At 57.3% G+C, this 23,874-nt stretch carries 26 protein-coding genes, 1 tRNA gene and 1 pseudogene; 11 read left to right on the forward strand and 17 right to left on the reverse strand.

The window, feature by feature from the left end:
* Positions 1 to 115: 115 nt before the first annotated feature.
* Complete coding sequence (locus J0909_RS14595; RefSeq protein ID WP_207263943.1) at positions 116 to 1,054, reverse strand: DMT family transporter; 939 nt, start codon at positions 1,052 to 1,054, stop codon at positions 116 to 118.
* Between the two features lie 12 nt (positions 1,055 to 1,066).
* A complete protein-coding gene (locus tag J0909_RS14600) occupies positions 1,067 to 1,483 on the reverse strand; it encodes a YidH family protein (RefSeq protein ID WP_207263945.1) in 417 nt (138 codons plus the stop codon).
* 125 nt (positions 1,484 to 1,608) lie between these two features.
* Here J0909_RS14600 and J0909_RS14605 point away from each other — a divergent pair, with 125 nt between their 5' ends.
* The 4 genes from J0909_RS14605 to J0909_RS14620 all read left to right on the forward strand — a co-directional run bounded on the left by J0909_RS14605 (position 1,609) and on the right by J0909_RS14620 (position 5,666).
* Positions 1,609 to 2,538: a 4Fe-4S binding protein gene (locus J0909_RS14605; protein ID WP_207263947.1), complete on the forward strand. Its 930-nt coding sequence runs from the start codon at positions 1,609 to 1,611 to the stop codon at positions 2,536 to 2,538.
* A gap of 188 nt (positions 2,539 to 2,726) precedes the next feature.
* Entirely contained in the window at positions 2,727 to 3,203 is a 477-nt protein-coding gene (locus tag J0909_RS14610; RefSeq protein ID WP_207263949.1) for a MarR family winged helix-turn-helix transcriptional regulator, read from the forward strand.
* Between the two features lie 176 nt (positions 3,204 to 3,379).
* A complete protein-coding gene (locus J0909_RS14615; protein WP_207263951.1) occupies positions 3,380 to 4,429 on the forward strand; it encodes a flavodoxin family protein in 1,050 nt (349 codons plus the stop codon).
* A 73-nt stretch (positions 4,430 to 4,502) separates the two neighbouring features.
* The gene (locus tag J0909_RS14620) at positions 4,503 to 5,666 is read left to right on the forward strand and encodes an alpha/beta hydrolase (protein WP_207263953.1); all 1,164 of its coding nucleotides are present in this window, start codon (positions 4,503 to 4,505) and stop codon (positions 5,664 to 5,666) included.
* A 188-nt stretch (positions 5,667 to 5,854) separates the two neighbouring features.
* Here the strand turns inward: J0909_RS14620 and J0909_RS14625 are convergent, their stop codons facing one another.
* Complete coding sequence (locus J0909_RS14625) at positions 5,855 to 6,235, reverse strand: pancreas/duodenum homeobox protein 1 (RefSeq protein WP_207263955.1); 381 nt, start codon at positions 6,233 to 6,235, stop codon at positions 5,855 to 5,857.
* A 115-nt stretch (positions 6,236 to 6,350) separates the two neighbouring features.
* Entirely contained in the window at positions 6,351 to 7,637 is a 1,287-nt protein-coding gene (locus J0909_RS14630; protein ID WP_207263957.1) for a DUF401 family protein, read from the reverse strand.
* A gap of 206 nt (positions 7,638 to 7,843) precedes the next feature.
* Here J0909_RS14630 and J0909_RS14635 point away from each other — a divergent pair, with 206 nt between their 5' ends.
* Positions 7,844 to 8,317: a hypothetical protein gene (locus J0909_RS14635; RefSeq protein ID WP_207263958.1), complete on the forward strand. Its 474-nt coding sequence runs from the start codon at positions 7,844 to 7,846 to the stop codon at positions 8,315 to 8,317.
* Positions 8,318 to 8,396: 79 nt separating this feature from the next.
* Here the strand turns inward: J0909_RS14635 and J0909_RS14640 are convergent, their stop codons facing one another.
* The gene (locus tag J0909_RS14640) at positions 8,397 to 8,924 is read right to left on the reverse strand and encodes a tetratricopeptide repeat protein (RefSeq protein ID WP_207263960.1); all 528 of its coding nucleotides are present in this window, start codon (positions 8,922 to 8,924) and stop codon (positions 8,397 to 8,399) included.
* 91 nt (positions 8,925 to 9,015) lie between these two features.
* On the opposite strand from J0909_RS14640, the gene J0909_RS14645 reads away from it, so the two are divergent.
* From J0909_RS14645 to J0909_RS14655, 3 genes are read left to right on the forward strand one after another with little or no spacing between them, the layout of a single operon-like run.
* A complete protein-coding gene (locus tag J0909_RS14645; protein WP_207263962.1) occupies positions 9,016 to 10,767 on the forward strand; it encodes an aldehyde ferredoxin oxidoreductase family protein in 1,752 nt (583 codons plus the stop codon).
* On the forward strand, positions 10,764 to 11,936 hold the full coding sequence (locus J0909_RS14650; RefSeq protein ID WP_207263964.1) for a class II aldolase/adducin family protein: 1,173 nt from the start codon (positions 10,764 to 10,766) through the stop codon (positions 11,934 to 11,936). The genes J0909_RS14645 and J0909_RS14650 overlap by 4 nt, the downstream gene beginning before the upstream one ends.
* On the forward strand, positions 11,929 to 12,801 hold the full coding sequence (locus J0909_RS14655; protein WP_207263966.1) for a CPBP family glutamic-type intramembrane protease: 873 nt from the start codon (positions 11,929 to 11,931) through the stop codon (positions 12,799 to 12,801). The genes J0909_RS14650 and J0909_RS14655 overlap by 8 nt, the downstream gene beginning before the upstream one ends.
* Before the next feature lie 294 nt (positions 12,802 to 13,095).
* On the opposite strand, the gene J0909_RS14660 is transcribed toward J0909_RS14655, so the two are convergent.
* The 3 genes from J0909_RS14660 to ruvA all read right to left on the reverse strand — a co-directional run bounded on the left by J0909_RS14660 (position 13,096) and on the right by ruvA (position 14,942).
* A complete protein-coding gene (locus J0909_RS14660) occupies positions 13,096 to 13,251 on the reverse strand; it encodes a rubredoxin (RefSeq protein WP_286182050.1) in 156 nt (51 codons plus the stop codon).
* Positions 13,252 to 13,338: 87 nt separating this feature from the next.
* Positions 13,339 to 14,325 carry a Holliday junction branch migration DNA helicase RuvB gene (gene ruvB, locus J0909_RS14665; RefSeq protein ID WP_207263968.1) on the reverse strand — a complete coding sequence of 329 codons (987 nt, stop codon included), beginning with the start codon at positions 14,323 to 14,325 and terminating at the stop codon, positions 13,339 to 13,341.
* Complete coding sequence (gene ruvA, locus J0909_RS14670; protein WP_207263969.1) at positions 14,322 to 14,942, reverse strand: Holliday junction branch migration protein RuvA; 621 nt, start codon at positions 14,940 to 14,942, stop codon at positions 14,322 to 14,324. The genes ruvB and ruvA overlap by 4 nt, the downstream gene beginning before the upstream one ends.
* A gap of 155 nt (positions 14,943 to 15,097) precedes the next feature.
* Here ruvA and J0909_RS14675 point away from each other — a divergent pair, with 155 nt between their 5' ends.
* Positions 15,098 to 15,622 carry a hypothetical protein gene (locus tag J0909_RS14675; protein ID WP_207263970.1) on the forward strand — a complete coding sequence of 175 codons (525 nt, stop codon included), beginning with the start codon at positions 15,098 to 15,100 and terminating at the stop codon, positions 15,620 to 15,622.
* Between the two features lie 74 nt (positions 15,623 to 15,696).
* Here the strand turns inward: J0909_RS14675 and ruvC are convergent, their stop codons facing one another.
* From ruvC to J0909_RS14690, 3 genes are read right to left on the reverse strand one after another with little or no spacing between them, the layout of a single operon-like run.
* Entirely contained in the window at positions 15,697 to 16,200 is a 504-nt protein-coding gene (gene ruvC / locus J0909_RS14680) for a crossover junction endodeoxyribonuclease RuvC (protein WP_207263971.1), read from the reverse strand.
* Positions 16,201 to 16,204: 4 nt separating this feature from the next.
* A complete protein-coding gene (locus J0909_RS14685) occupies positions 16,205 to 16,951 on the reverse strand; it encodes a YebC/PmpR family DNA-binding transcriptional regulator (RefSeq protein ID WP_207263972.1) in 747 nt (248 codons plus the stop codon).
* A 53-nt stretch (positions 16,952 to 17,004) separates the two neighbouring features.
* A complete protein-coding gene (locus tag J0909_RS14690) occupies positions 17,005 to 17,604 on the reverse strand; it encodes an RlmE family RNA methyltransferase (RefSeq protein ID WP_207263973.1) in 600 nt (199 codons plus the stop codon).
* 69 nt (positions 17,605 to 17,673) lie between these two features.
* Between J0909_RS14690 and J0909_RS14695 the strand changes: the two genes are divergently transcribed.
* Positions 17,674 to 19,197 (forward strand): glycosyltransferase family protein, encoded by a 1,524-nt coding sequence (locus J0909_RS14695; RefSeq protein WP_207263975.1) that lies wholly within the window; start codon positions 17,674 to 17,676, stop codon positions 19,195 to 19,197.
* A gap of 57 nt (positions 19,198 to 19,254) precedes the next feature.
* Positions 19,255 to 19,330, forward strand: a tRNA-Ala gene (locus tag J0909_RS14700).
* 502 nt (positions 19,331 to 19,832) lie between these two features.
* On the opposite strand, the gene J0909_RS14705 is transcribed toward J0909_RS14700, so the two are convergent.
* From J0909_RS14705 to J0909_RS14730, 6 genes and pseudogenes are all read right to left on the reverse strand, one after another.
* Positions 19,833 to 20,885, reverse strand: a complete 1,053-nt coding sequence (locus J0909_RS14705; protein ID WP_207263977.1) for a radical SAM protein — start codon at positions 20,883 to 20,885, stop codon at positions 19,833 to 19,835.
* Between the two features lie 3 nt (positions 20,886 to 20,888).
* A complete protein-coding gene (locus J0909_RS14710; RefSeq protein WP_207263979.1) occupies positions 20,889 to 21,347 on the reverse strand; it encodes a PqqD family protein in 459 nt (152 codons plus the stop codon).
* Between the two features lie 934 nt (positions 21,348 to 22,281).
* Positions 22,282 to 22,782 carry a hypothetical protein gene (locus J0909_RS14715; protein WP_286182051.1) on the reverse strand — a complete coding sequence of 167 codons (501 nt, stop codon included), beginning with the start codon at positions 22,780 to 22,782 and terminating at the stop codon, positions 22,282 to 22,284.
* 50 nt (positions 22,783 to 22,832) lie between these two features.
* Positions 22,833 to 22,967, reverse strand: a pseudogene (locus J0909_RS14720) (RHS repeat-associated core domain-containing protein); the annotation flags it as partial.
* Between the two features lie 40 nt (positions 22,968 to 23,007).
* Entirely contained in the window at positions 23,008 to 23,394 is a 387-nt protein-coding gene (locus J0909_RS14725; RefSeq protein WP_207263981.1) for a hypothetical protein, read from the reverse strand.
* Positions 23,395 to 23,439: 45 nt separating this feature from the next.
* Positions 23,440 to 23,874 (reverse strand): hypothetical protein (locus J0909_RS14730; protein WP_207263987.1); only part of this gene is annotated, 435 nt, incomplete at its 5' end.

A 23,874-nucleotide genomic window follows, 5' to 3' on the forward strand; every position in this document is an offset into this window, starting at 1 on the left:
CCCGGACTCCCAAAAAGGTCCCGCAAAGCCGAAGACCATCCGGGCCGCTGGCGGACAAACAATCCACCAGCGGCCCGGATGGTCTTACTGAAACGGCCCCCCAATTGCGCGTCGGCTAGCCCCGGCTCTGAACCGTGATGTAAAGCGTCAGCCCGCCCATGGTCAATGCGATGCCCAGCCAGCCCAGCAGACCGGGCAGGACATGCCCCAGCAGAATGGCTTCGCCCATCAGGGAAAAGACCACCTCCATGGACTGGGTGCAGTCGGCGGCGGCCAGCTCGGCCGTGGACCCGGCGGTATGCCGGGCCACCAGGAACAGGCTGGTGGCCACCACGCCCGAACAGGCCGCGACCACGGCCGTCTGGACGAGCTGCCCCGTGGACGGAGGCGGCGGCGAGGTGAACGCGATGAGCGCGAACCACAACGGCAGCGACCCCATGGTCAGCAGCAGGACCCGACAGAAAGGATCGTCCATGGCCGGATGATCAATGTGCGGCACATACGGCTTCTCGCCCCGCCGCGCTTCCCAGACCAACTGATTGCCGAAGGGGTAGGCGAAGGCCGCCACCAGCACGGGTAGTGCGCCGAGCAGGACCTCACGCACTCCGGATTGGGTGGCCTGCTCCAGATTGATGAGCACCACGCCGATGAAGATGAGCACGGTCAGGGCCAGGGCCTTGAGGGGCACCCGACGTCCGAATCCGAGCAGGACCAGAGGCGCGGCCAGAATGGTCGTCTGCCAGGTGGCCGCCACCACCCAGCCCGGGGCAAAGACCGAGCTGAAGGTGAGCAGGGCGTAAAACACCCCGAAACCGATGCTCCCGGCCACGACCCAGAAAACCCAGTGCCGGGCGAAGAGCCGCACGGAATCCGCGGCCAACCGCCATTTTCCCGTGGCCGCCAGCCACCCAAAAAGCATAATCAGCATCCAGAAATACCGCAGGGACGCGGACCAGACCCAATGTCCGCCCTCCAGGCTCATGGCCCGGTTGAGCACGAATGTGGACGAGAAGAACAGCGCGGCGAGCACGCCCAGCAGGATGATGCGAAACATGAGTGGATACGTTTACAGGAAAAACAGGTAGATGACCGCGCTGGCCATGATCACGCCGAACAGGATCAACTCGGGCACCACGTAGAGATCGCCGGAATCGAAGCCCAGTTCCTTTTCAAGCCGGTAGTACCGCCAGCCGGCGAAGAGGACCAACACCGGGCCGCCCACAAAGGCGAACTTGCCCAGCAGGCCCAGTTCCGTGAGCACCCGGGCGGGCACATCTATCTTCTGATAAGCCACGAAGGAGTCCACTTTCTCCAACAGAAAACCGAAGGTCATGAAGGCCAGGGCGGTCCGGCACCAGGCCAGGAAGGTGCGCCGGTTGGCCAACCGCGTGCGGTTCACGGCCAAGTCGTTGCGTTCGCGGGCCAAGGCATTGCGCTCCCGCGCCAGTTCGGTCCGTATGTCGTCGCCGCTTTTTTCGGTCATCTGCTCCCTCCGCGGCGGAAGGTACCAGATTCCACCGCAAATGTCCCGGCCCCGAAGTTGACTTTGCCGCCCCAACCGGTAGAATCATCAGACTTGTAGAACATATACCCTGGCCGGAACCGATCATGAAACATCCCTTCGTCAAGCAATCCACCCGCGACTATTACCGGGCATGCCGCGAAAAGGGCATGTCCCTGTTCGACTTCATCCACGGTTATATCTACGCCCGTTGGTGCTACCACTACATCAGCCTGGCCGGAGACAAGACCCCCTGGTGGCGTTGGCTGTGGATTCCGCTGGTCGTCATCATCGATCGAGTCCACCCGTTCAGAGAGACCGACGCCCACCGCTCCGGCGACCCCAACCAGACCAAGGCCACCTGGAGCGACGCCTATCACGGCAAACCTCTGCCCCTGAACGAAGCTTCCAAGCTCATCCGCCTGGACCGCCCCGTGAACACCGCGCTCCCGGAAACCGTTCTGCCCTACACCCGGGCCCGCGACATCATCCTGAATCATCCGGAAAAGATCATCCTCCTGGACTGCCCCTGCCGCGCGGGCATGAAAAACCCGTGCACCCCCACCGACGTCTGCCTGATCATCGGCGACCCCTTCGCCTCTTTCATCCTCGAACACCACCCGGAAAAGAGCCGATCCATCACCGCCGACGAGGCCCTGGCCGTGGTCCGGGCGGAACAGGCGCGCGGCCACGTGACCCACGCCTTCTTCAAGGATGTGGCGGGCGGCAAGCTCTTCGCCATCTGCAACTGCTGCGCCTGCTGCTGCGGAGCCATGAAGGCCCACGCCATGGGCATCCCCATGCTCTGCTCCTCCGGCTACCTCGCCCAGGTGGACCAGGAACTGTGCACCAAATGCGGCACCTGCGCACAGAAGTGCCAGTTCAAGGCCATCGGCTTTGACAAAAACGGGGCCGTCATCCGAGAAGACCGTTGCATGGGCTGCGGCGTCTGCACCCTGTCCTGCCCCAAGGACGCCCTCTCCCTGCGGCTGGCCCCCGAAAAGGGGGAGCCCATACGGGTGGACGACCTGCATTAGTTCGCCGGGCGGCCTCCGGGAGCCTTAACGGCCAAAACCGAGGCCGCTGCCCCCCTGGCCGCAGCCCGACCGTATGGCCTCATCCAGCTATGGCTTTTCCCTGCGCCTTGCAGAAGCGGACAACGGAGAATTCGAATAATCTCAATTTGTCCTTGACGACCTTACGGTTTAGTCGCTAAATCGAATTTATGAAAAGCGAAACGACACATGACCTGATCGCTCAACTTGTCAAAATAACGACCAAATTGAACGGACTCGAAAAGGTGCCGGTTGATTTCGGGACCCAGGAATTATTACATCCCTCTGAAATTCATACTATTGAGGCTGTCGGCAACCAATTCAATACCGTTACCGCCATCAGCAACTACTTTGGCATAACCAAGGGGGCCGTCTCTCAGGTCATCACAAAATTACATAAAAAAAACTATATCCGAAAAGAACGCAACGAAGCCTATCCCAAGGAAGTCATTCTATCCCTTACCGATAAAGGTAAAAAAGCATATGAGACACATAAAAAATTGCACGAGATAATGGATTCCGGGATGACGGAGTTCCTCGACAGCTACCCTGAGGAATGGATCCAAACCTTCCAGACGATGCTGGTTCAATTTGAAAAACAGATCGATAAATACATGCACCTGGGCGATTTGATTAAATTTTTATGACGGGAATTTTATTTAACCTCTCAGTATAGCCACTAAACCGAATCTTGTACAAAATCCTCAGCGTATTGCCGGAAAAGACGGATATCTTTTTTGCATAAAGAATAATTGAACGGTCTGGAGTTTACACCCGCCGGAAATAAAACAGTAACACAACAAAATAACTTATTGGAATTGCCATGAAAGTATTAGGAATTTGTGCGAGCAACCGCAAAAAGGGAAACAGCTCCATCGTACTAAATGAATTATTGCGTCCAATAAGAGACGCCGGTTTTGAAATTGAACTGTTGCATCTTGGGGAATTGAAAATTCTCCCTTGCCGTGGATGCTTCGGTTGCAGCGGGACCTATCATTGTATTCTAAATGATGATCTTGAGTTGGTTAAAGAAAAGATCGATGCAGCCGATGCCATTGCCTTGGCATCGCCATGCTATTACCTGTCTACTCCTTCTCCAATAAAAGCCATTATGGACCGATTGGCCTCTTGGGCCATAAACAAAACAGCCTCCGGCGCTCATAAAAAATATGGCGTTGCGGTATCCGTTGCTGGCGGAGCACCCATCGAATTTTCCCTGCAACGGACTTATACCAGTCTGTTCCTCGGATTATTCAATTGTGAGATCACAGGACAATTGACCATTGGCCACACATTTACCAAAGGGGAAATCCTGCTGGCTCCGCGCAAGTTGCAAGCGGTGGCTCAGCTCGGCGAAAACCTGCTCCACTCGCTGGAGGCCGGCCGTTGTATCAAATCGCCACAAACGGCTTGTGAAGACAAGATTACCTGCCCGAGCTGCTTGGCGGACGTCTTTCAAATCCATGAGGACGGCCGCATGGTCTGCCCCGTCTGCGGCGAGGAGTTGAAACGCACGGAGAAGGAGACTGAACAGGTCTTCAACCGATTCACCATGGCGGGCGCGCTTGAGCATAGAGCGCACATCATCGACAATGTCATCGGTGGAATGTTGGCGAGCGATGAAATCAACCGACGGTTGAAAGCCTATTGGGAGACTGACGTCTTACCCCAAAACGACTACCCCATTGACCGCGATTTGACCGGGGTGACGGATTTGGCGGACTGGGACAATGCCGCAGAGGAGACTTTGAAAGCGGCCATTCCTGACGAACTGAGGGGGGTGATCAGGAAGGTCATGTCCAAAAGACTGCTCCAAGATGGGGAAAGGCACATGACCAAAGAACTTGCGCGGCGCTACCTGCCAAAATTTTAGGCCGATCATTCTTCAATGTTACTCTCCAAAAACAACATTTGTCCAAGCCCTGCGGGCTGAAAGGATACGTATCATGAAAAACCAGATTACTTTCAAAACGGGAACATACGAACTGCATTCCAATCCGAATTTCAATTACCAATTGAACAGGACCCACTCCTGGAGCAATGGGGACTTAAAGGACCTTGAGGGCGTTGCCGCCAAGATCCAGGATGCCGCAACCTGGGAGAAGGAACTATTGCAAATCGCGGAAAAGGCCTTGAAGGAAAACCGAATCGAACAGGCTATCGCCTATTACCGCATGGCGGAATTCTTCATGTATGACGGGCACCCTTCCAAAATGGAAACATACGATAAAGCCGTCAGCCTCTTTTATGCATATCATTCGAAATTATTTAACTCAGGAGAGATCAAAACAGGGGCAGTGCCTTTTGGCGGAAAGCAGCTCCCCGTCTTGTACGCACTCCCTGACGATGGCAACATCAAGGATACCATTCTGCTCCACGGCGGCTACGATTCGTACAAGGAGGAATTCGTCCCGATGATGCGTTATCTCCGGGAACAGGGGATCGCCGTGTATCTTTTCGAAGGCCCCGGCCAAGGCGGAGCCTTGCGCAAGGAAGGCTTGACCTTCATCCCTGAGTGGGAACAGCCCGTGAAGGCGGTGCTCGATTTTTATGACTTGGAGGATGTAACCATCATCGGGTTATCCCTTGGCGCCATGCTGGCCCCCAGGGCCGCCGCGTTTGAAAAAAGAATTAAACGTGTTGTCGCATGGAGCTTGTTGCCCAACCTGTTCGACCTGCTGCTTTACGATATGCCTGCTCGTTTCCAGCAGGTTATCCGCTTGTCGATGGCACTTGAGGATGAGGAGGTAATCAACCTCTTGCTAAAGCGGCTAATGAAAAAGGATCCCATGATCGAGTGGGCAATCAACCATGGAATACATAACATGGGTGTGAGCACCCCCTATGAATATCTTGAAAAAATAAATAAATTCCAATTTATGGATGTTGCGCCCCAGATAAATCAAGACTTCCTGCTTTTGGGGGCTGAAAAAGACCACTTTATCCCGGTTGAATTTTACAAGCCCATCGTAGATGGGTTGAACAATGTAAAATCACTGACATTCAGGCTGTTCACCGAAAAAGAACACGCCGAGAATCATTGTAATGCCGGAAATACAAAATTGGTCCTGGACACGATTATTGCTTGGCTAACGGTGCTTAAAGGCTAATCAGCCGGGCCCCGATGCCGCCGACGCAGAGGCTCTCCCCCGCATAGGAAAAGCGCAAACAAAAAAGGGGTACGGTTTTCACCGTACCCCTTATCTTTTCCGGTCGGGATAAAAAAATTCTCATATCCGATCTCCGTACCCCGAGCGAGGCGGGTCAGGCCATATCTTTGGCCACATTGCCCGACGGCTCAGGCCAGGGAAATGGTCAGGGGAATGACGTGGAGTTCCCGGGAGATTTCCCGGGTATTGCCGAGCTTCCAGTCGGCGGACGGGGCTCCGGCGGCCCGGGCCACGGCGTCGGCGATGCCGTTCATGTTGATGATCGGATGCCGGGAAAAGACCTGGGGCAGGCCGTAGGTCAGATTGCAGGCCAGACACTTGCCGGGCCGCTGAATGAGCTTGAGTTCGAAGTCCAGGTCCTGCCCGTGGCTTCCGGCAAAGGCCAAGGCGATGTCGTAGCTGCCTTCCTCGGCGTCGCCGAACAGGGCCTCGAAAAAGGCCTCGGTGCGTTCGGGCGGAAAGATGGTCTGCAAGGTCTTCTCGGTAAAGATCTGGCCGTATGGGCTCATGAACGGTCTCCCCCCAAAGCGGATGATTGATGAAACGCCCCCACAGGCGAAGCCACGTGTGTACATAAAAACCCCGCACCGGGCAAGATTGTCCGGGGCGGGGGATAAGACAAGGTTAGACGTACAGGAAGAAAAGGCCCACGCCCGAGGCCAGGAAGACGAGGCACGGAGCCACGACCTTGCGCCAGGTGCGGCCCAGGTCGCACTGGAAATATTCGCAGGTCAGGATGAAGCAGATGTGGATGGGCGAGATCATCACGCCGGTGAAGCCGCAGAAGGTGGCCAGGACAATGTAGGGTATGGTCTGATCCTGCATGCCCAGGGACGAAAGCACGCCCAGCAGCAAGGGGAAAGTTGCCCCCACGAAAGCCACATTGATGCCTGCGACCATGCCTACCAGAAACGGCAGGAAGGCGGCCGAGGCGAACAGGGCCGCATCGCCGCCCGCCACCTTGGCCATTTCCGTGACCACGCCCGCGCCCTGCAGGATGTCCTTGAAGATGAAGATGGACATGATCACGAAGATCATGGACCACAAGGACCTCTTGGTCAGCACCTGCCGCAGGAAGTTCAGGCCGAGCTGGGTGTTCTGGACCATGACGCAGACCACGGCGGCGGCCAGGGCCGCTACCACCCCGAATTCAAAGGGGATGGACGAAGCGAAGGCGGCGATGGAGGTTTCAAGGCCGATGGCTCCGACGATGGCGATAAGCAGGGGCATGCCCTCGCGCAGGGCTGCGGATTTGCTGCGGGTGGACAGCGGCATGGGCACGGCCAAATCCTTGGCTCCAAGCACGCCGGGCCGCAAAAAGAAGAACCAGCCCGACAGGAGCATGATCGGGGTACCGGGCCAAGTGTAGGAGATAAGATCGATGATCTGGAGGTTGGCCAGGGCCAGCGTCAGGATGATCCCGGGATACAGTGGCCAGACCAGCTCCCAGATGTGGCGGAACCAGTAGTTAAGCACGGCCCGGTCCGAATTGGTGATGCGCATGTCCTCGGACACGGTCTTGATCATGGGGGCGGAAAAAACCGCGCCGCCGGGCATGGGCAGCAGTCCGATGAGGGCCGGAAAAAAGATCAGCCGGAGCCTCGGGCTGGTCAGAAAGCCGGACAACGCCTCCATCAGCCGCTTGGATTGGCCGGACCGCTCCATGGCGTCGCTCAGGATCAGAATCAGGCCGACGATGGCCGCCAGGAAAAGGAACTTTTCCTGGATCAGGGCCAGGGCCCCTGTCTTGACGACGGGCACCACGCCCATGCCGAAGAGCAGTCCCATGACCACGCCGCCGATGAGAATGGACAGCCCCAGGCCGATGCGCAACCGCATGCCCACGAGCATGAGCAGAAAAGAAAAGAGGACCTTGATAAATGGAGCAAGGGTAACGAACAGCGAATCCATGGGGGAAATCCTTCTGGGTGTATGAGGCCAACTGACATGGGGTACCGAAATAGTTTCCGTCCTTCGGGGCAAAAAGGCAAGCAAAAGCGACGGCCCGTCCGGCTCGGGGCGCCCGTCCGAACAATTCGACCCCTTGCCCGGATCGACGCATTGCGCTACACAATAGGTCGCACGCATGGCCGATCACTCAGTGGAGACATGGATCAATGAGCATGAACAGAAAACAGATACGGGCCCACATCTTTGCCACCATCATCAACAAGGTCGAAGAGCAGGACGAAACCCGCCGTCTGGAGGCCCTGAACGAGTTCATGGCCGTGACCGGCACCGCGGGCAACGCCTCGGAACAAATCGCCAACCTGATCCCCCCGATCATGCATGAGCTGTACGAAAAATGGATCACCATGTTCATCGACCGGCTCCTGGAGACCGTGGACACCAAGAACATCGAACTGTTGTGCGACGGGTCCGACGACAACAACGCGGCCCTGGTCCTGGCCTACGTCATGTTCCTGGAATCCGCCCGCATGGAAAAGCAGATCGACGAGGATTTGCGCGAACACGGCATGCGCGCCACGGGCACGGACGATCTGGGAGATGTGGCCGCCAGCTACATCCGCGCCCAGATGGCCCGGATTGCCCAACAAGCGGGCGACGACGAGATCAAGGGCAACTGCTGACCGCCCTTTCCGGACGCGAAAACGCCCCGTCATCGTGTGGTGACGGGGCGTTTTCGCGTCCGGCGCGCTTCACGCGGGGTCAGCCCACAGCGCCGCCGGACTCGGCAATGGCCTTTTCCACGGCCAGGGCGACGTCCTCGTCCGGATCGGGCTGGCCGGTCTCGATAAGGCCGAGCTGAAGATTGAGTTCGCGCATGACCTTCACGGCGGACGGATTGAAGTAGCGGGACCACACGGCCGGGGCCTTGTCGGACCGCCCCAGCCGAACCAGAGTCAGCCCCAGATAGAGAAAGGCGTCCTGGTAGGTCTGGTCTATGCGCAAGGCGCGTTCGAACTCCAGCTTGGCTTGGCGGAACATGCCGCGCTTGTAGGAACAGACCCCGAGACGGTAGCGCACGTCCGCGTCGTTCTTGTCCTGTTCCAGGCACTCCTTGTACTTCAGGCGCGCCTCTTCCCATTGTTCATCCACGTACAGCGCGTTGGCCGCCTTGACCACTTCGATGCCCCCGGCGGTGGAAGCCACGGGCTGGTCGTCCTCCTTTCGGATGCGGCGCACGGCCCCGAATAAAAAATTGCGGCGGGATTTGTCGATCTTCTTTTCGGCCATGTTTCCTCCGGATCGGAGAATACCTGTTTCAGCCGCATCGTCAAGACGGCAACCGGTTGCCTTTTCAGGCTGTTCATGGAAGATTCCAGCCATGGGTGAATGTTTCGGCTGGACCGGCGTGGTCCTCCATATAGACTTGACCACGGGCACGGCCTCGACCGAACACCCGGATGACGGCGTATACGAACGGTTTCCAGGCGGCCGGGGCCTGGCCGGGCACTACTTGCGCCCCTTCGCCCGCCACGACCACACCGACCCCGAACTGCCCCTGCTCCTGTTCGCCGGTCCCTTGACCGGCACCGAATCGCCCACTTCCGGGCGCGGTTCGATCCTGTCCCGCTCGCCCCTGACCGGCACCGTATGCGACGGATCCATCGGCGGCGGCCTGCCCACGCGGCTGAAGAGGGCCGGATACGATGGACTGGTCATCACAGGACGCGCCGCAACGCCGTGCGGCATAGAGATCGACGACGACGCGGTACGCGTGGTCGAAACCCCGCTCTGGGGCCGGGACACGGACACGGTCCTGCACGAATTGGAACGGCGGCTGCCCGAGGACACCTCGTTGGCCTGCATCGGTCCGGCGGCCGAGAACGGTTCCCCGCTCGGTTCGGTGGCCGTGGACCACCGTCACGGCGGGGTGCGCGGCGGCCTGGGCTTGGTCTGGGCGGCCAAGAATCTCAAGTATCTGACCGTGCGCGGCTCCGGCGAAGTCCGGGTGCACGATCCCGAAGCCCTCGACGAGGCGCGCGAAGCCATCCTGCGTCTGACCATGGCCTCGCCCGTGCTCATGGGCCGCCACGGATTTTCCCATTGGGGCACGAACGCCTTGCTCGACCTGATCAATTCCCGACGGATGCTGCCTACGGACAACTTTCAAAAAACTTGGTTCGAACACGGTGACCAAGTGGACGCCGCCGCCCTGGGCAAACAGTACGAGCCGCGCGACCACGGCTGCCTCGGCTGCCACATCCGTTGCCGCAAGATAGCCCGGGACGGACGCAGCCTGCCGGGCTTCGAGGCCATGGCCCACTTTACCGCGCTCATCGGCAACGCCGACCCGGAGATGGCCATGGAAGGTGTGGACCTGTGCGGACGGCTCGGCCTGGACCCCATCTCGGCGGGGGCCACCCTGGCCTGCCTGCGCGAAATCACCGGCAAAGACTACACGGACAAGACGCTCCGTTCGACCCTGCGGGCCATGGCTGAGGAAGGGGACCTGTCCCGGGGCGCACTCGCCCTGGCCCGGACTCAAGGCCGCCCGGAAACGGCCATGACCGTCAAGGGGCTGGAACTGCCCGCCTTTGATCCGCGCGGCGGCTACGGCCTGGCCCTGGCCTATGCCGTGTCCACCCGGGGCGGCTGCCATCAGCGCGCCTACCCCATCAGCCATGAGGTCCTGCGCAAGCCCGTGGCCACGGACCGCTTCTCTTTCAGCGGCAAGGCGCGGATCATCAAATTGGCCGAGGACGCCATCGCCGCCTGCGACGCCATGAACGCCTGCCGCCTGATATTTTTGGCCGCCGGGCTCGAAGAGTATGCCAGGGTCATGACGGCGGTCACAGGCCGGGATTGGACGGTCCAGTCACTGCTCGAAGTCGGCGAGCGCACCACGGTCAACGAGCGGAGCATGAACGCGGAAAACGGCTTCGGCGTGACGGACGACGACCTCCCGGAACGATTCTTCACCGAACCCGGCACCTCCGGTGGCGGCGTGACCGTCCCGCCCATCGACCGCCAGGAATTCCTGCAGGCCCGGCGCAACTACTACATTGTGCGCGGCCTGGACGAGAACGGCGCCCCCACCGCGGAAACCCTGCAACGGCTAGGGCTGGACCGATGAAAGAACTGTGCGAAAAATACGCGGTCAAGCTGGCGGCCCAGGGACTGGCCCCGGAATCCGGGCCGGACGCGCCGCTGGTCGGCGGGCTGGACGCGGAGCTGGACTGGAACCGCGAGGACCCGCGCACGGCCGAACTGGCCGGGCTGTTCGACCGGCTGTCCATCAACTCCCTGGTCTTCGTCCGCCCGGCCGAGCCATACCGGACCATTCTGGAGTTTCTCGCCGCACGCCATCCCGAGGCCATCCGCCCCGAGGACACCGAGACCCGGACCTTCCTGCACGATATCCCGGTCTGCTCCGATTTCACGGCCGAAGCCATGGCCGCGCAGCTCAAGCGGCGCAAGGTCGTCGTAGTGCCCGGCCAGGGCGTGGTCGCCTGCGGCACGGTCAGCCCGGAGCAGGGATTCGTGTCCGTCTCCTCGGCCGTCTTCTCCACCTTCGTGCTCTTCTTTTCCGACTACCTGGCCCGTGCCCGACGCGTCGAACTGGACACGGAGTACGCCGACGCCTTCTCCCGCGTGGTCCGGCTCCTGCCCGAGCCGCGCACGGTCCCGCCCAAGCTCGCGACCGGTCCCTTCCACGACGAAGAATCCGTGCTCGAAGCCATGGCCGAGACGGGCCGCGAGGTGGTGGAAAACGGCCTGGTGGACTCCTTTTTCGGCAATATCTCCTACAGATTGAACGAGACCGTCTACATTTCCCAGACCGGCAGTTCCCTGGACGAACTCGCCGGGTGCATCGACCCGTGCCCCCTGGACGGTTCGACCACCAACGGCCTGACCGCGTCCAGCGAGTTGACCGCCCATGAGGACGTCTACCACCGCACGGACTTCGACTGCATCCTGCACGGGCATCCCCGATTCACGGTGATCATGTCCATGGACTGCGACCGGGATGACTGCCCCAACCGGGGACGCTGCCACATCACCTGCACCGAATGCCGAACCGTGGACGGCGTGCCCATCGTACCGGGCGAGGTCGGCACCGGCCCCACCGGATTGTGCCATACCCTGCCGCCCGCCATGGCCGGAAACGGCGCGGCCATCGTCCACGGCCACGGTCTGTTCACCGCGGGCAAGGACGACTTCAACACGCCCTTCGCCCGACTCCTGGAAATCGAAAACCGCTGCCGGGAGCTCTATTTTCAAAGGCTGTCCGGCTATGCCTGATGCCGCCGCCCGCTTCCGGCCCGGCCCGGTCCTGGCCTTTGTCCTGATCACCTTCGCAGCCACCTGGGGCGTGGAAGGCGCGCTTATCGCCCACGGCCTGCGCTTCGACGACCTGGTCAGCCGGTCCGCGCCCGCCCTGTGGCTCTTGGGCGTCATGTGGATTCCCGGCTTGGCCGCCCTCGCCGTCACGCTGTTCCTGGAGCGGACCGGGCCGCGCGGCCTGGTCCAGGCCCTGTCCCTGCGCCTGGGGTCCGTGGGCCCTTACTTTCTCGCCCTGGGCCTCATTCCTCTGGCCTATGCGGCCATGTACGGCCTGACCTGGGCGGCCGGACTGTCCGGCTTCGACCCGGACATGGCCGCCCTATCTGCCCTGTCCGGCTCACCCATAGGGCGCGATGCGGCGCTCAAGGTCATGCTCCCCCTGTCCATCGTCATCGGACCGCTGATCAATTTCGCCTTCGGCCTAGGCGAGGAACTGGGCTGGCGCGGATTCCTCCTGCCCCGGCTCATGCCTCTGGGCAAGCCCGCGGCCTACCTCGTCCTCGGCCTGCTCTGGGGACTGTGGCACGCCCCCCTCATCCTGGCGGGCCTCAACTATCCCGGCGAACCACTGTCCGGCATCCTCATGATGTGCCTCGTCTGCCTCGCCTTCGGCGCGTTCCTCAATGAAATGACCCTGCACTACAACTCCTCCATCCTGGCCGGATTCCTCCATGGAGCGGCCAACGCCCAGGGCTATGGCATCTGGATGTGGATGTTCCCCGACGCCCACCCCCTGCTCGGCGGGGCCATGGGCCTCATCGGCGTCCTCGTCTGGACCGCCCTGACCTGCCTGACCGTCACCGTCATACGCGCATTGCGGTAAAGGAAGCCTCCGACCGGGGCGTTGCCGGCCCGCTCCCGGGAGCCAGCCGCGACCTCGTCGGCACCCAACACGAAAAAAGCCCCCGGTCGGGGGCTTTTTTCGTGTTGGGTGCCGAGGTTGCCGAAATACGGGCCTCTACCAAAGGACGTTCATGTTGTTAACGGGTTGCCTTGAAACGCTGTCCGATTCGATGAATCTTGCAGTTTGTCTGGCGTTGCCTGGAAACACTTCCTTTGACTTGAGTCAATCATATGCCTGAAAAGGCGACAATGGCAATGCCCTCGATCAATTTTTCTACACTTTTTCGAAATATTCTTTTTCCGCGCCGCACTGGGGACAAACCCAATCGTCGGGCAAGTCCTCGAATTTGGTCCCGATGGGGATGTTGTTCTCGGGGTCGCCTTCCGCAGGATCATACACGTAGCCGCATGGACATTCCCACTTATCCATTTTGAATACCTCCATCTTTTTACAGGTTTGGTACTATGATAACAGAACGGGCCGGAGTGACAACTCTTTTATGGGAACCATAATCGGTCAGAGCAAGGCGGCCTGATCATCGTCCCGACGCATCTTGAGATGCTGATACGCCTTGGCCGTGGCCACCCGACCGCGTGGGGTGCGTTTCAAAAAACCGCACTGGATGAGGTACGGCTCGTAGATGTCCTCAATGGTTCGGACCTCCTCCGCGCAGGCGGCGGCGATGGTTTTGAGTCCCACTGGGCCGCCGTTAAAATGCTCAACCATGAGGGTCAGAATCTTGCGGTCCATGTTGTCCAGACCGAACTGGTCCACGTCGAGACGTTCCAGAGAGGACTCGGCCAGTTCTCGGGTGACCACGCCGGAGCCGTGGACCAGGGCATAGTCGCGTACGCGCCGGAGCAGCCGGTTGGCGATGCGCGGGGTGCCGCGCGCCCTGCGGCCGATGACCAGGGCCCCTTCGGGCTCGACCTCAACGCCAAGAATGGTCGCGCTGCGTTCCACGATGCGGCCCAGTTCCTCGGGGGAATAGAATTCGATGCGAAATATGCAGCCGAACCGATCGCGCAAAGGCGAGGTCAGCAGCCCGAGCCTCGTGGTCGCCCCCACCAACGTGAAGGGTTCGAGGTCGAGTTTAACCGTGCGCGCACCGGGCCCGGAGCCGATGACCAGATCAATCTGGAAATCCTCCATAGCCGGGTACAGAACCTCCTCCACCGTGGGCGGCATGCGGTGGATCTCGTCGATGAACAAGATGTCGCCGCGCTCCAGGTTGGTCAAGATGGCGGCCAGGTCGCCGGACCGCTCGATGACCGGACCGGACGTGGAAACCATGTTCACGCCCAGCTCCGAGGCCATGATCCGGGCCAAGGTGGTCTTGCCCAGGCCGGGGTTGCCGTAGAAAAGGGTGTGGTCCAGAGAGCGTTCGCGCTCACGCGCGGCCTGGATGAAGACGTCGAGATTGGCGCGCAGGTCGACCTGCCCGATAAACTCGGACAGTTTTCTGGGCCGGACGTTTTCCTCGGGAAGGGTGCATTTGCTCATGAGCGTGCCGCGTTGATTTTCTTGAGCACCGCGCGGATGGCCCCGGCGGCGTCGAGGTCGGGTTCGTCGTCGAAGGTTTCAATCAGCATGGGTCGGATTTCGTCCTCACCGTAGCCCAACCCCTTGAGGCCCGCAAGGGCGTCCAGATACTCGCCCTGCGGTCCCTGTTCCCCTTGGGGCGCCCCCCCGCCACGTCCGGCCACGGGCTTGAGCTTGTCCACCTTGTCCTTGAGATTCCAGAGGATTTGCTTGGCCGATTTAGGCCCGATACCCGGCACCGTGGACAAGGTGTTCACGTCCTCGCGGAAGGCGATTTCACGCAGATGGGCTGCGTCGAACATGGACAAGATGGCCAAGGCCTTCTTGGGGCCGAGTTTGTCGATGGAAATGAGGGTGCGAAAGAGGTCCAGGTCGTCGGCGGTCAGGAAGCCGAACAGGTCGATGGCCTTCTCGCCCACCTGGGTATGAATGAACAACCGCACTTCGTCGCCCCGGCCCGGCAGCCTGGCCAGAACCGAAGTGGGCGCAGCCACTTCATAGCCCACCCCGCCGGGGGTAAGCAGGACCAGCCCCCTTTCGTCCGCCGAGAGCAGTTCGCCCTGCAGGTATCCGATCATGAAATTCCTCCGTTGCGTGACTTTATCCGAATAGTGAACGTAATTCAAAGGGTATCCACCTTGACCAAACGGTGGCGTAATTTTATATTTGATGGTGTATTTTTCCACCAACGGGCCGCCATCGGGCGGCTTCAACCCGCAACACGGGAGACCTCATGAAAACATTTGCACAGTATCTCCTGGCAGGCGCCCTGCTCATCCTGGCGGCTTCCCCGGCCCTGGCTCAGGGCGACGACCTGACCCGCGACGAACTCGTCTCTCTGGTGGGCGAGGCCGTGGTTCAGGAAGCCTCCGACTCCTCGGAGGAAGTGGCCCGGGCCAAACGGATTCTCGATGCCGTGCGCGGCAAAAAAAACGCCCCCCAGCAGGAAGTGAGCGCGGCGCAGATGGACTACGAGCAGGCCCGCGACCGCGACCGCCGGGCCCAGAAAAACCTGGACAATGCCAAGATCGACGAACTCGCCCTGCGCTGCAACAAGACCAGTGACCAGATCCGGGCCATGCGCGACTCGGGCATGGGTTGGGGACGCATCGCCAAGGAATGCGGCCAGCACGGCGTGGGCAAAGGTAAAAACAAGGGCGCGAACGACGACGCGATGACCCAAAGTAAGGGCAACAAAAACAAGAAGATGGACGACGGCACCCCCCAAGGCAAGGGCAAGAAGCCCAAGAAGAAATAGGTGCTGCGCCCAAAAGGCCCGTCCGGTTCGAACCGGACGGGCCTTTTGCTGGTCGTGCGGCGGACGGGCACAGGTCAAAGACCGGTCATTCTCCGCATGCGCCGTTCGTTCAGGTGGCAGATGGCGATGGCCAAGGCGTCGGAAGCGTCCTCGGGCCAGTCTGGCTTCTTGATCCCCAGGCAGTGGGCGACCATGTAGGCCACCTGGGACTTGGGCGCACTCCCCACGCCGACCAGGTTCTTCTTGACCTTGGACGGTTCGTACTCGCCCATGGGGAGGTCGTTGACGGCGCAGGCGGCCATACAGGCTCCCCTCGCCTGCCCGAGCTTGAGGGCCGACGAGGGATTCTTGGAAACGAATACGTTTTCGATGGCCGCTTCCGCCGGGGCATAAAGCCGGATGAGTTCCTGAATCCGGTTGAAGATGACCCCCATGCGGGTAGCCATATCCTTCCGGACCGGGGTGTGAATGGTGCCGGTGGCCACCAGCTCGGCCTTGCCCGAAAGTTCCCGGACGAAACCGTAGCCCGTGACCCGCGTACCGGGGTCGAGCCCCAGGACGACCAGCCCTTCCGCCATGCGGCTAGTCTTCCTCGTCGAACAGATCGTCCGGCAGGTCGGCGTTCATGTAGACGTTCTGGGTATCGTCGTTGTCGTCCAAGGCGTCGAACAGGTTCATGACCTTCTTGCCCACGGTGGCATCCACCGGGATCATGGTCTCGGGCACCTGATTGAACTCGGCGGACTCGTACTCCATGTCGGCATCGGCGAAAGCCTGCTGCACGGCCATGAACTCGGCCGGAGCGGTGTGCACGACAAAAGTGTCGCCGTCGTCGATAATGTCTTCGGCGCCAGCTTCCAGCCCCACTTCCATGAGGTCGTCTTCGGTGTATTTGTCCTTGTTAAAGACAATCACGCCCTTGCGGTTGAACATGTAGGACACCGCGCCGGACTCGGCCATGTTGCCGCCGTGCTTGGTAAAGGCGTGACGGATTTCGGCCACGGTGCGGTTCTTGTTATCCGTGGCCACTTCGACGAGCAGGGCCACGCCGCCCGGGCCGTAGCCCTCGTACAGGATCTCGGCCAGATCGCCGCCGGCCAGTTCGCCGGTGCCTTTCTTGATGGCGTTTTCAATCCTGTCCTTGGGCAGGTTCACGGCCTTGGCCTTCTGAATGGCCAGGCGCAGGGTGGCGTTGTCGTCAGGGTTGCCGCCGCCCGCTTTGGCCGCCAGGATGATATCCTTGGCCGCCTTGGTGAAAAACTTCGCCTTTTTGGCATCCTGACGGCCCTTGCGGTGCTGAATGTTCGCCCATTTACTATGTCCGGACATATTTCCTCCTGAATATCCCGATATCGGTATGTTTTCCTGGTCAGTTCAATATTTTACCCATCAATGCCCTTAAAGCCAAGCGCAACGATAAATATCTCTTTACTCTCGGAACGGGAACTGTAGGGCTTGAAATTCTTTATCTTGCCGAAGTACGGCCGAATCATATTCCGGTAGTCGTTGATTTCGCCGCCTTCGAATATCTTCACCGCGAAGTTGCCACCCTTCTTCAGATGCTTGAGCGCCACCTCGAAGGCCCGCTCGCACAATTCCAGCGAGTTGGCCTGGTCCGCGAACTTGATTCCGGTTGTCTTGGGGGCCATGTCGCTGATAATGACATCAAACGGCGCAAGCGGCTCCATGGCCGCGAGCAGCTCCGGCGAATCCGAGAATACGTCCGCCTGCAAGAAGGTGATATTGTCGGCGAAAGTATGCTTGGTGGTTTGCAGGTCAACGCCGAGCACATGCCCCTCGGCCCCCACGCGCTCACCCGCGAATTGGGACCATGACCCAGGAGCTGCGCCGAGATCCAGCACGGTCTGACCGCGCTTGAAGATGGCGAACCGTTTGTCCATCTCCTTGAGCTTGTAGACCGAGCGGGCGGCGTAGTTTTCCTTTTTGGCCCGTTTGAAGTATTTGTCCTGGTACTGTTTCATGGTATCGCTCCGTCAATGCGGCGTGGAGCGCTTAGTAGCCGAATCCGCCGAAAAAGCCAAGTGAACGACGTGCCCAGACCCCGACATATCTCCATCCAGGACGAACTCGGCCTGACCAAGTCCATGCCCGCCGACAAAAGCCACTTTGAATGGCGGGCCAATCGCCAACTGGACGAGGCTCCGGTGATCTTCCTCGGCCTCGGCCCTGAACCAGACAAGCTACCGGAATGGTTCGACCTTCCCAGCGACAAGACCTTTCTCTACCTGGAGAGCCCGGATTTCATCGCCCAGGTGGACGGCTGGCCGGACCGCGTGCCCGCCAACTTCGAAGCCATGGCCCCCGAAGACTTCTCCATCGCCGTGTCGAGCCGCGCCCACGTAGTCCGCTACCTGCCCGTGCAAAAAGCCTTCCCGTCTTTTTACGGTCCGCTGACCGCCCGCCTCTCCCTGGAAGACCGACACAGACCGAGGTTTGCGCGCACCGTATGGCTGCCCGCGGGCGACGACGCCCTGCTTGTGGAGGAACTGGCCCGGGCCTTCGGCGACGCGGGCTGGAAAGTTGTCCGCATCGACCACGAATCCCTGGGCAAGCATCCGGGCAGCACCCTGCCGGACTACCTGCAGCAAGGCGTGCCGGACCTCTTTTTCTCGATCAATTTCCGGGGACTCGATCATTTCGGCCTGGCCCAGGCCATCCTGCGCGAGGCTGGAGCCAACGTGGCTGTCTGGCTGGTGGACAATCCTTTCAACCTGCTGACTTCGGTCAAGACCGAGGCTTGGCGGGACCTCGACCTGTTCGTCACGGATCACAGTTTCATCGGCCCGCTCATCGAGGCGGGCGCACGCCGGATCACGCACCTGCCCCTGGCCGCCTCCCCGGGCCTGTTCGAAAACAGCGGCACCCTGCCGGACCACGCCCGGGACATGGCGGGCCGCCTGGTCTTCGTGGGCCGCTCCCGATTCCCGGACCGGGACAAATTCTTTGCGGGAACGTCCATACCCGAGGACGCGGCCGCCCTGGTCGCGGGCAGTACCGGCCCCACCCGCTTCGACTACCACTGGTGGCGGGACCGCCTGGCGATCGACCCACTCTGGCCGGGCAACCGGGTACGGGACGTAGGCGCGGGAGCGGAATTCGCCTCCGGAGCATGGAAGCGGCGCTGCCTGAACGCGGCGGGACGGATCACGATCTTCGGCGACGAAGGTTGGCGAGGACTGAAAAACCCTGAAGCGGACGTGCGTCCGGCGGTGGATTACTACGCCCATCTGCCCGCCCTCTACCGTTCAGCCGGGGTGGTTCTCAACGTCACGGGCATGCAACTCCCGGCTGGATTGAATCAGCGCAATTTCGACGTCTGGTGCGCTGGGGGCTTCCTGTTGACCGACACCCATCCAGGCCTGAACATTTTCCCGAACGAGTTGGTCGAGCCCATCGTCTTTTCCCGGCCGGGCGAAATTCACGACATGGTCATCCACCACCGCGAGGAAACCCCGGAAAAGCGCGCCCTGCGCCGCGCTTGGCGGGAATGCATCGGCCGCGACCACACCTACGCAAACCGGGTGGATACGGTGCTCAACGCACTGAATTTATAATCTTGCTTAAAACCACTTGAGCTTCCGCCAGAAAAGCGGTAACAACGCTCCACCAATGGGGACGTAGCTCAGCTGGGAGAGCACTGCCTTCGCAAGGCAGGGGTCGAGAGTTCAAATCTCTTCGTCTCCACCAAGAAACACAAAGTCCTTTCGGCTGGTTAGCCGGAAGGACTTTTCTTTTTTAGCCATTTTGTGCAACCCCTGTACAACTTTTTCGAATGACACTCCCTACTTCAGTAATCATATTGTGCAAGTAGCCATGCGGCCAACACCCATCCTGAACTGTATTTTCCAGGCCTGCTTGGACTTGCCGGGCTCCTCGTCGCTTCCAAAGTACTAAGCGAAAAACACCTTCGTTTCGGACATTTTTACAACTTTTTTGATAGTTATTTGATTAGGCGTCGCCCCCACCTCGTCTCCAGACCGTCAACACATTCGGGATCAAGTCTGACAATCCGGTCTCTGACAAAAAAACTTTGGTTGACAAAGTGTCTAGCAAAGCCTCTTCGCATACTTATTGGACATAATTATGCGGATTGAATGGTGGCTATCTGGGGTTTACTCTAAAGAGAACTTTTAAGACTCAAAGCCAATTAATGGAATAATAGCCAGAAAACACAATCAAATAGTTTGCCCTAAACGATACCTGCAATTCGAGCCAGTTCTGCGGTATAATTGCATACAAATGTATCTATATATCTTTCATCTTCGCCAAACAATCTTGAAACAGCTGGACAATTAGGACATATGCACTTCAAACGGCAAGTATCACATTTGATTTTTATTTCACCGCATGGAGACGCACCAAGAATAGAAAGATCCCGCCAAGCATCGCTAAAGGGCATTTCATGCAAATTTAAATCAGTATTCCTGTATATTGAACACAAATTTAAATACCCCTCTGGATCAACATGAAAACTATACTTCCCCGCACTACATGGAAATTTTAAGCCATCTGTAGCAAAAGGCAATGTGTTGTGGCTAAAACTGTGCCTTAGCTGCCTTTGCATCTCGGGATCCTCCATGGCCAATTGGGCTGCGACTTTGTAAGGGACTCTAAATTTTGTTGGGGAGGTATTTTGGTTAAGAGTTGGATGAACTATCGCATCCATCCTGAACGACAATTCATGCCGATTGGCAATCCCTTGAATTGTCCCAATTTCATCAACATTTAGGCTTAATAATGGCGTCTTAACAACTAGTTTTTCAACGTATCCTTTGAGCATCGTGAGGTTTTTAACTTCTGTGTACAATCCACGTCCGGTAATGGCTTTGTGCACATCCTCTTTGGTTGAGTATACGGAAACCTCAACAACCTCTGGCGGGAATTCTCGAAGTAAATCGATATACCTTTCAGAAAAAAGTGAACCATTCGAAAACAAAGACAGCTTAAACCCAAGCTTATGAGCATATTTCCACATATCATCAAAGTCAGGATGTATTAGAGGTTCACCTCCTGTTATCAACAGGAACATACATCCAGCCTTACGTAATTGATTACATATTAAAACAAAAAAATCATAATCAACATCACATCGACGTCTATCTAATGTTGCGTAACAATGTATGCATTTGTAGTTACAATTTGTTGTAATCTCAAATTCTCCAGTAATTGGTACATTGTGTTTTGCTGCATTTCTAAAAATACGCTCCCTAAATCCATCACCAACATATTCTATAGAACGCATAATCTAGCAGCAACCGCCATGCCAACCTCTTGTGATAGCTCTATGAACGTTTGACTGACCTCTTATGTGTGGACCAAATGACACTTCTTGGCTTGTATCTAAATCATACACATAAATTTTAGGTGGCCTATATGCAGCTCTCTCTTGGCCATTATCAGATTCATCAATCTCCAAGTCGTCATAATTAATTTGATCAACACTAATAATATTCATATAAGTCAAACACTCAATAAAGATGCGGACATCTTTTACCACTTGATCTCTGGTCGACGAATATTCGTCGAGTACCAGTTGACATATCGATTCAAGCGTAGTCGATCGGTCAGTTTCTATTTTTTCCCATATTTTTGTTGCCACGTCATTCAACACGAGAGCATGGTTTTCGCGAAACCCTTCAGGAATTAAAACCATTTCTCCAATTAAATAAGACTGCACGGTCTTGTTGTCATTAATCTTACTCATAACCAATCCTCCGGTTTTGCAAATCGTATAACACATAACGTGTTTTTTGCAAACTTTTATACTGAGGATTGCCTCCATGCTGTTTAGCCATTTTCACAATTTTATAAAAACAATCTATATCACACAATTACATATGACAGTTCGGTGGATTAAATTTTAATTCCCTACCAACTTTATATGGAATGCGTCATTCATTATGCACCACACAATCGATATCGTTATCTTATATTAAGTCGTCAAAATGATTTCATGCGACATCATTGCTTTCGATTTTGTTGCGCCATTCCAAAACAATACATAGATATTATATCGTTGATCGACTATACGAAATATGCCTCTTCGTAATCATCTATGCGTATTATATTCAACCTATCTGTTGTTTTAATGAACGACCTTATGTAATGTCTATTTCTTTAACCACCAAGAGCCATTACACATTTCAAATTCAATTACCATTCGCGACAATCTACCATTATACAATTTAAAACCTGTAAAGTCCCCGCGAAATAGGTCCACCGACAATGTGAGCTTTCCGACGAAATCGACTATCAGAAAATAAGAGGATTTTGTCGTAAAGAAATCAAGGTACACTGAAGAACAAATCGCCTCTGCCCGGCGCCAGGCCGAGCATGGGACTCCCGTGAAGGAAAAATAACAAATCAAACACGCCCGAGGCTTTTGCCTCGGGCGTATCGGTGAATCTAAAGGGAAGACAGGAAGACCAATGTCGCAAACGCACCAATGATGATACATATGATCCCGTTGACAAGCTTCGCACGCGGGTTCAGGCCTTCATCTTTGTTGAACCACCGTTTCCATGAAAACGGGCGGAGGTCTGTATGACGGGTACGGTACCATTTTCGGATATCCACTAGCCCACCCCAAGTGCATAGTACAAGGCAGATCAATAAGAATATCTGGCCAGCAATCATTTTCATTTGCCCGTCCTTTTATGTTCAAGGGCCTTTTGAAGCCAGCTATCAGTTACTTCTGTAGTCGTTGATGAATCTACAACAGCACCAAGTTTACCCGCATCCTTAATAGGCTTGATAGGTAATGTTTTGGGAGGGGTGATTCGACCAATGCTTTTTCCAGCTTTTCCGACGACCTTTCCTGCTCCGGAGCCCATTAACCCGCTTGCTCCGGCCGCAACCACTTTACCGGTGTCAGTGACCTTACCGTTTTTGATGTATTGGCTGCCTGCTTCGTTAATGGCGGCAGCACCAGGGCCGACAATCAGGCTGCCAATTGGACCGCCCATGGTGCTCACCGCGCCGGTTGCAGCGCCCAAACCGACCGATTTGGCATAGTTCCCTGTGCTCATCTTGCCGCTTCTCCAATCATTCCAATTGTCGTAGGCATTGGAGCCCGCCCCAATCGCGGCTCCTGCAACCGGGACCCAAGCGAACAGCCCCATGGGGTCATGCATGTTCACCGGATCATCCAAACAATACCCATACCAGCCCGCATCGCCGCCCCTGTCCCTTATGGGATCGGGCGCGGTCCACCTCNATGCATGTTCACCGGATCATCCAAACAATACCCATACCAGCCCGCATCGCCGCCCCTGTCCCTTATGGGATCGGGCGCGGTCCACCTCCCGGTGAAGGGGGTGTAGTCCCGCCAGCCCGCAAAACCGAGCGGACGGAGCTGCCCCGGGCTACTTTCTCCCGATGATGATCGATTTGAGCCATCCTAGAAACGATTGATATTCAAAGTTGGTTTCTGCAAAGAGTCCCGCTGCCATGGCTTTAGTAATGGAATCATTGTTGTTGTCATAACGGCAGTAGTTGAGACGCGCCAGATGAGAATGCAGTCGTTTCATAAGCTCATCATGTTGAATTTCAGAAGATGTCGCTTCGCACCTGACGACCATATTTTCGCCCGTTGTGAACTTGAGAAGTCTTCCATCGTAGTCATAGCCACTATAGACTTCGTCTGTAACATCATAGTGTTCAAGCTCTGATCCAATATCTTCGTTGCGCAATAGAACAATGCAGTCTCCGTCGCCGAAAATAAATATAGGGAATACTATTCTTGGGGGCATGGTTACTCCAGGCGGGGCACGGCCATGCCGCCCCCCGTTCTCACTCTAAAATCTATCTTTGAAGGATTTGTCGTTTTTCTTGTTTTCCCATGGTCGATGTCTTCCAATTCCTTGTCCGTCTTTGGTTTTCCCTGTTTTGGTGTCAATTCCTCGGCGGTGGTAGTGGGGTACTTCTCCAAGCTTCTTACCTGTTCTGTTTCCCAAAGGGGCTATTCGCCAATTTTTACCGAATTTGAATTCCTTGCCGGTTTTGTAGATGCGGTACGTTCCCTTTCCGGCTTTGTTTATCGCCTTTCCAATCGGGAGGGCGGGTATCAAATCCATCACCGGATCAATATCAGGGTCGGCAAGCCCCATCTCGTCAATGGGCATTCCGTTTTCGTCATACGTAACACCATCAACAGTTTTCCCTTTCAGCCCTTGGGGATCATAAGCGTTGACCGGATCATCCAAACAATACCCATACCAGTCCGGATCGCC

Source organism: Desulfovibrio sp. Huiquan2017 (genome assembly GCF_017351175.1).
Lineage (GTDB): Bacteria > Desulfobacterota > Desulfovibrionia > Desulfovibrionales > Desulfovibrionaceae > Pseudodesulfovibrio.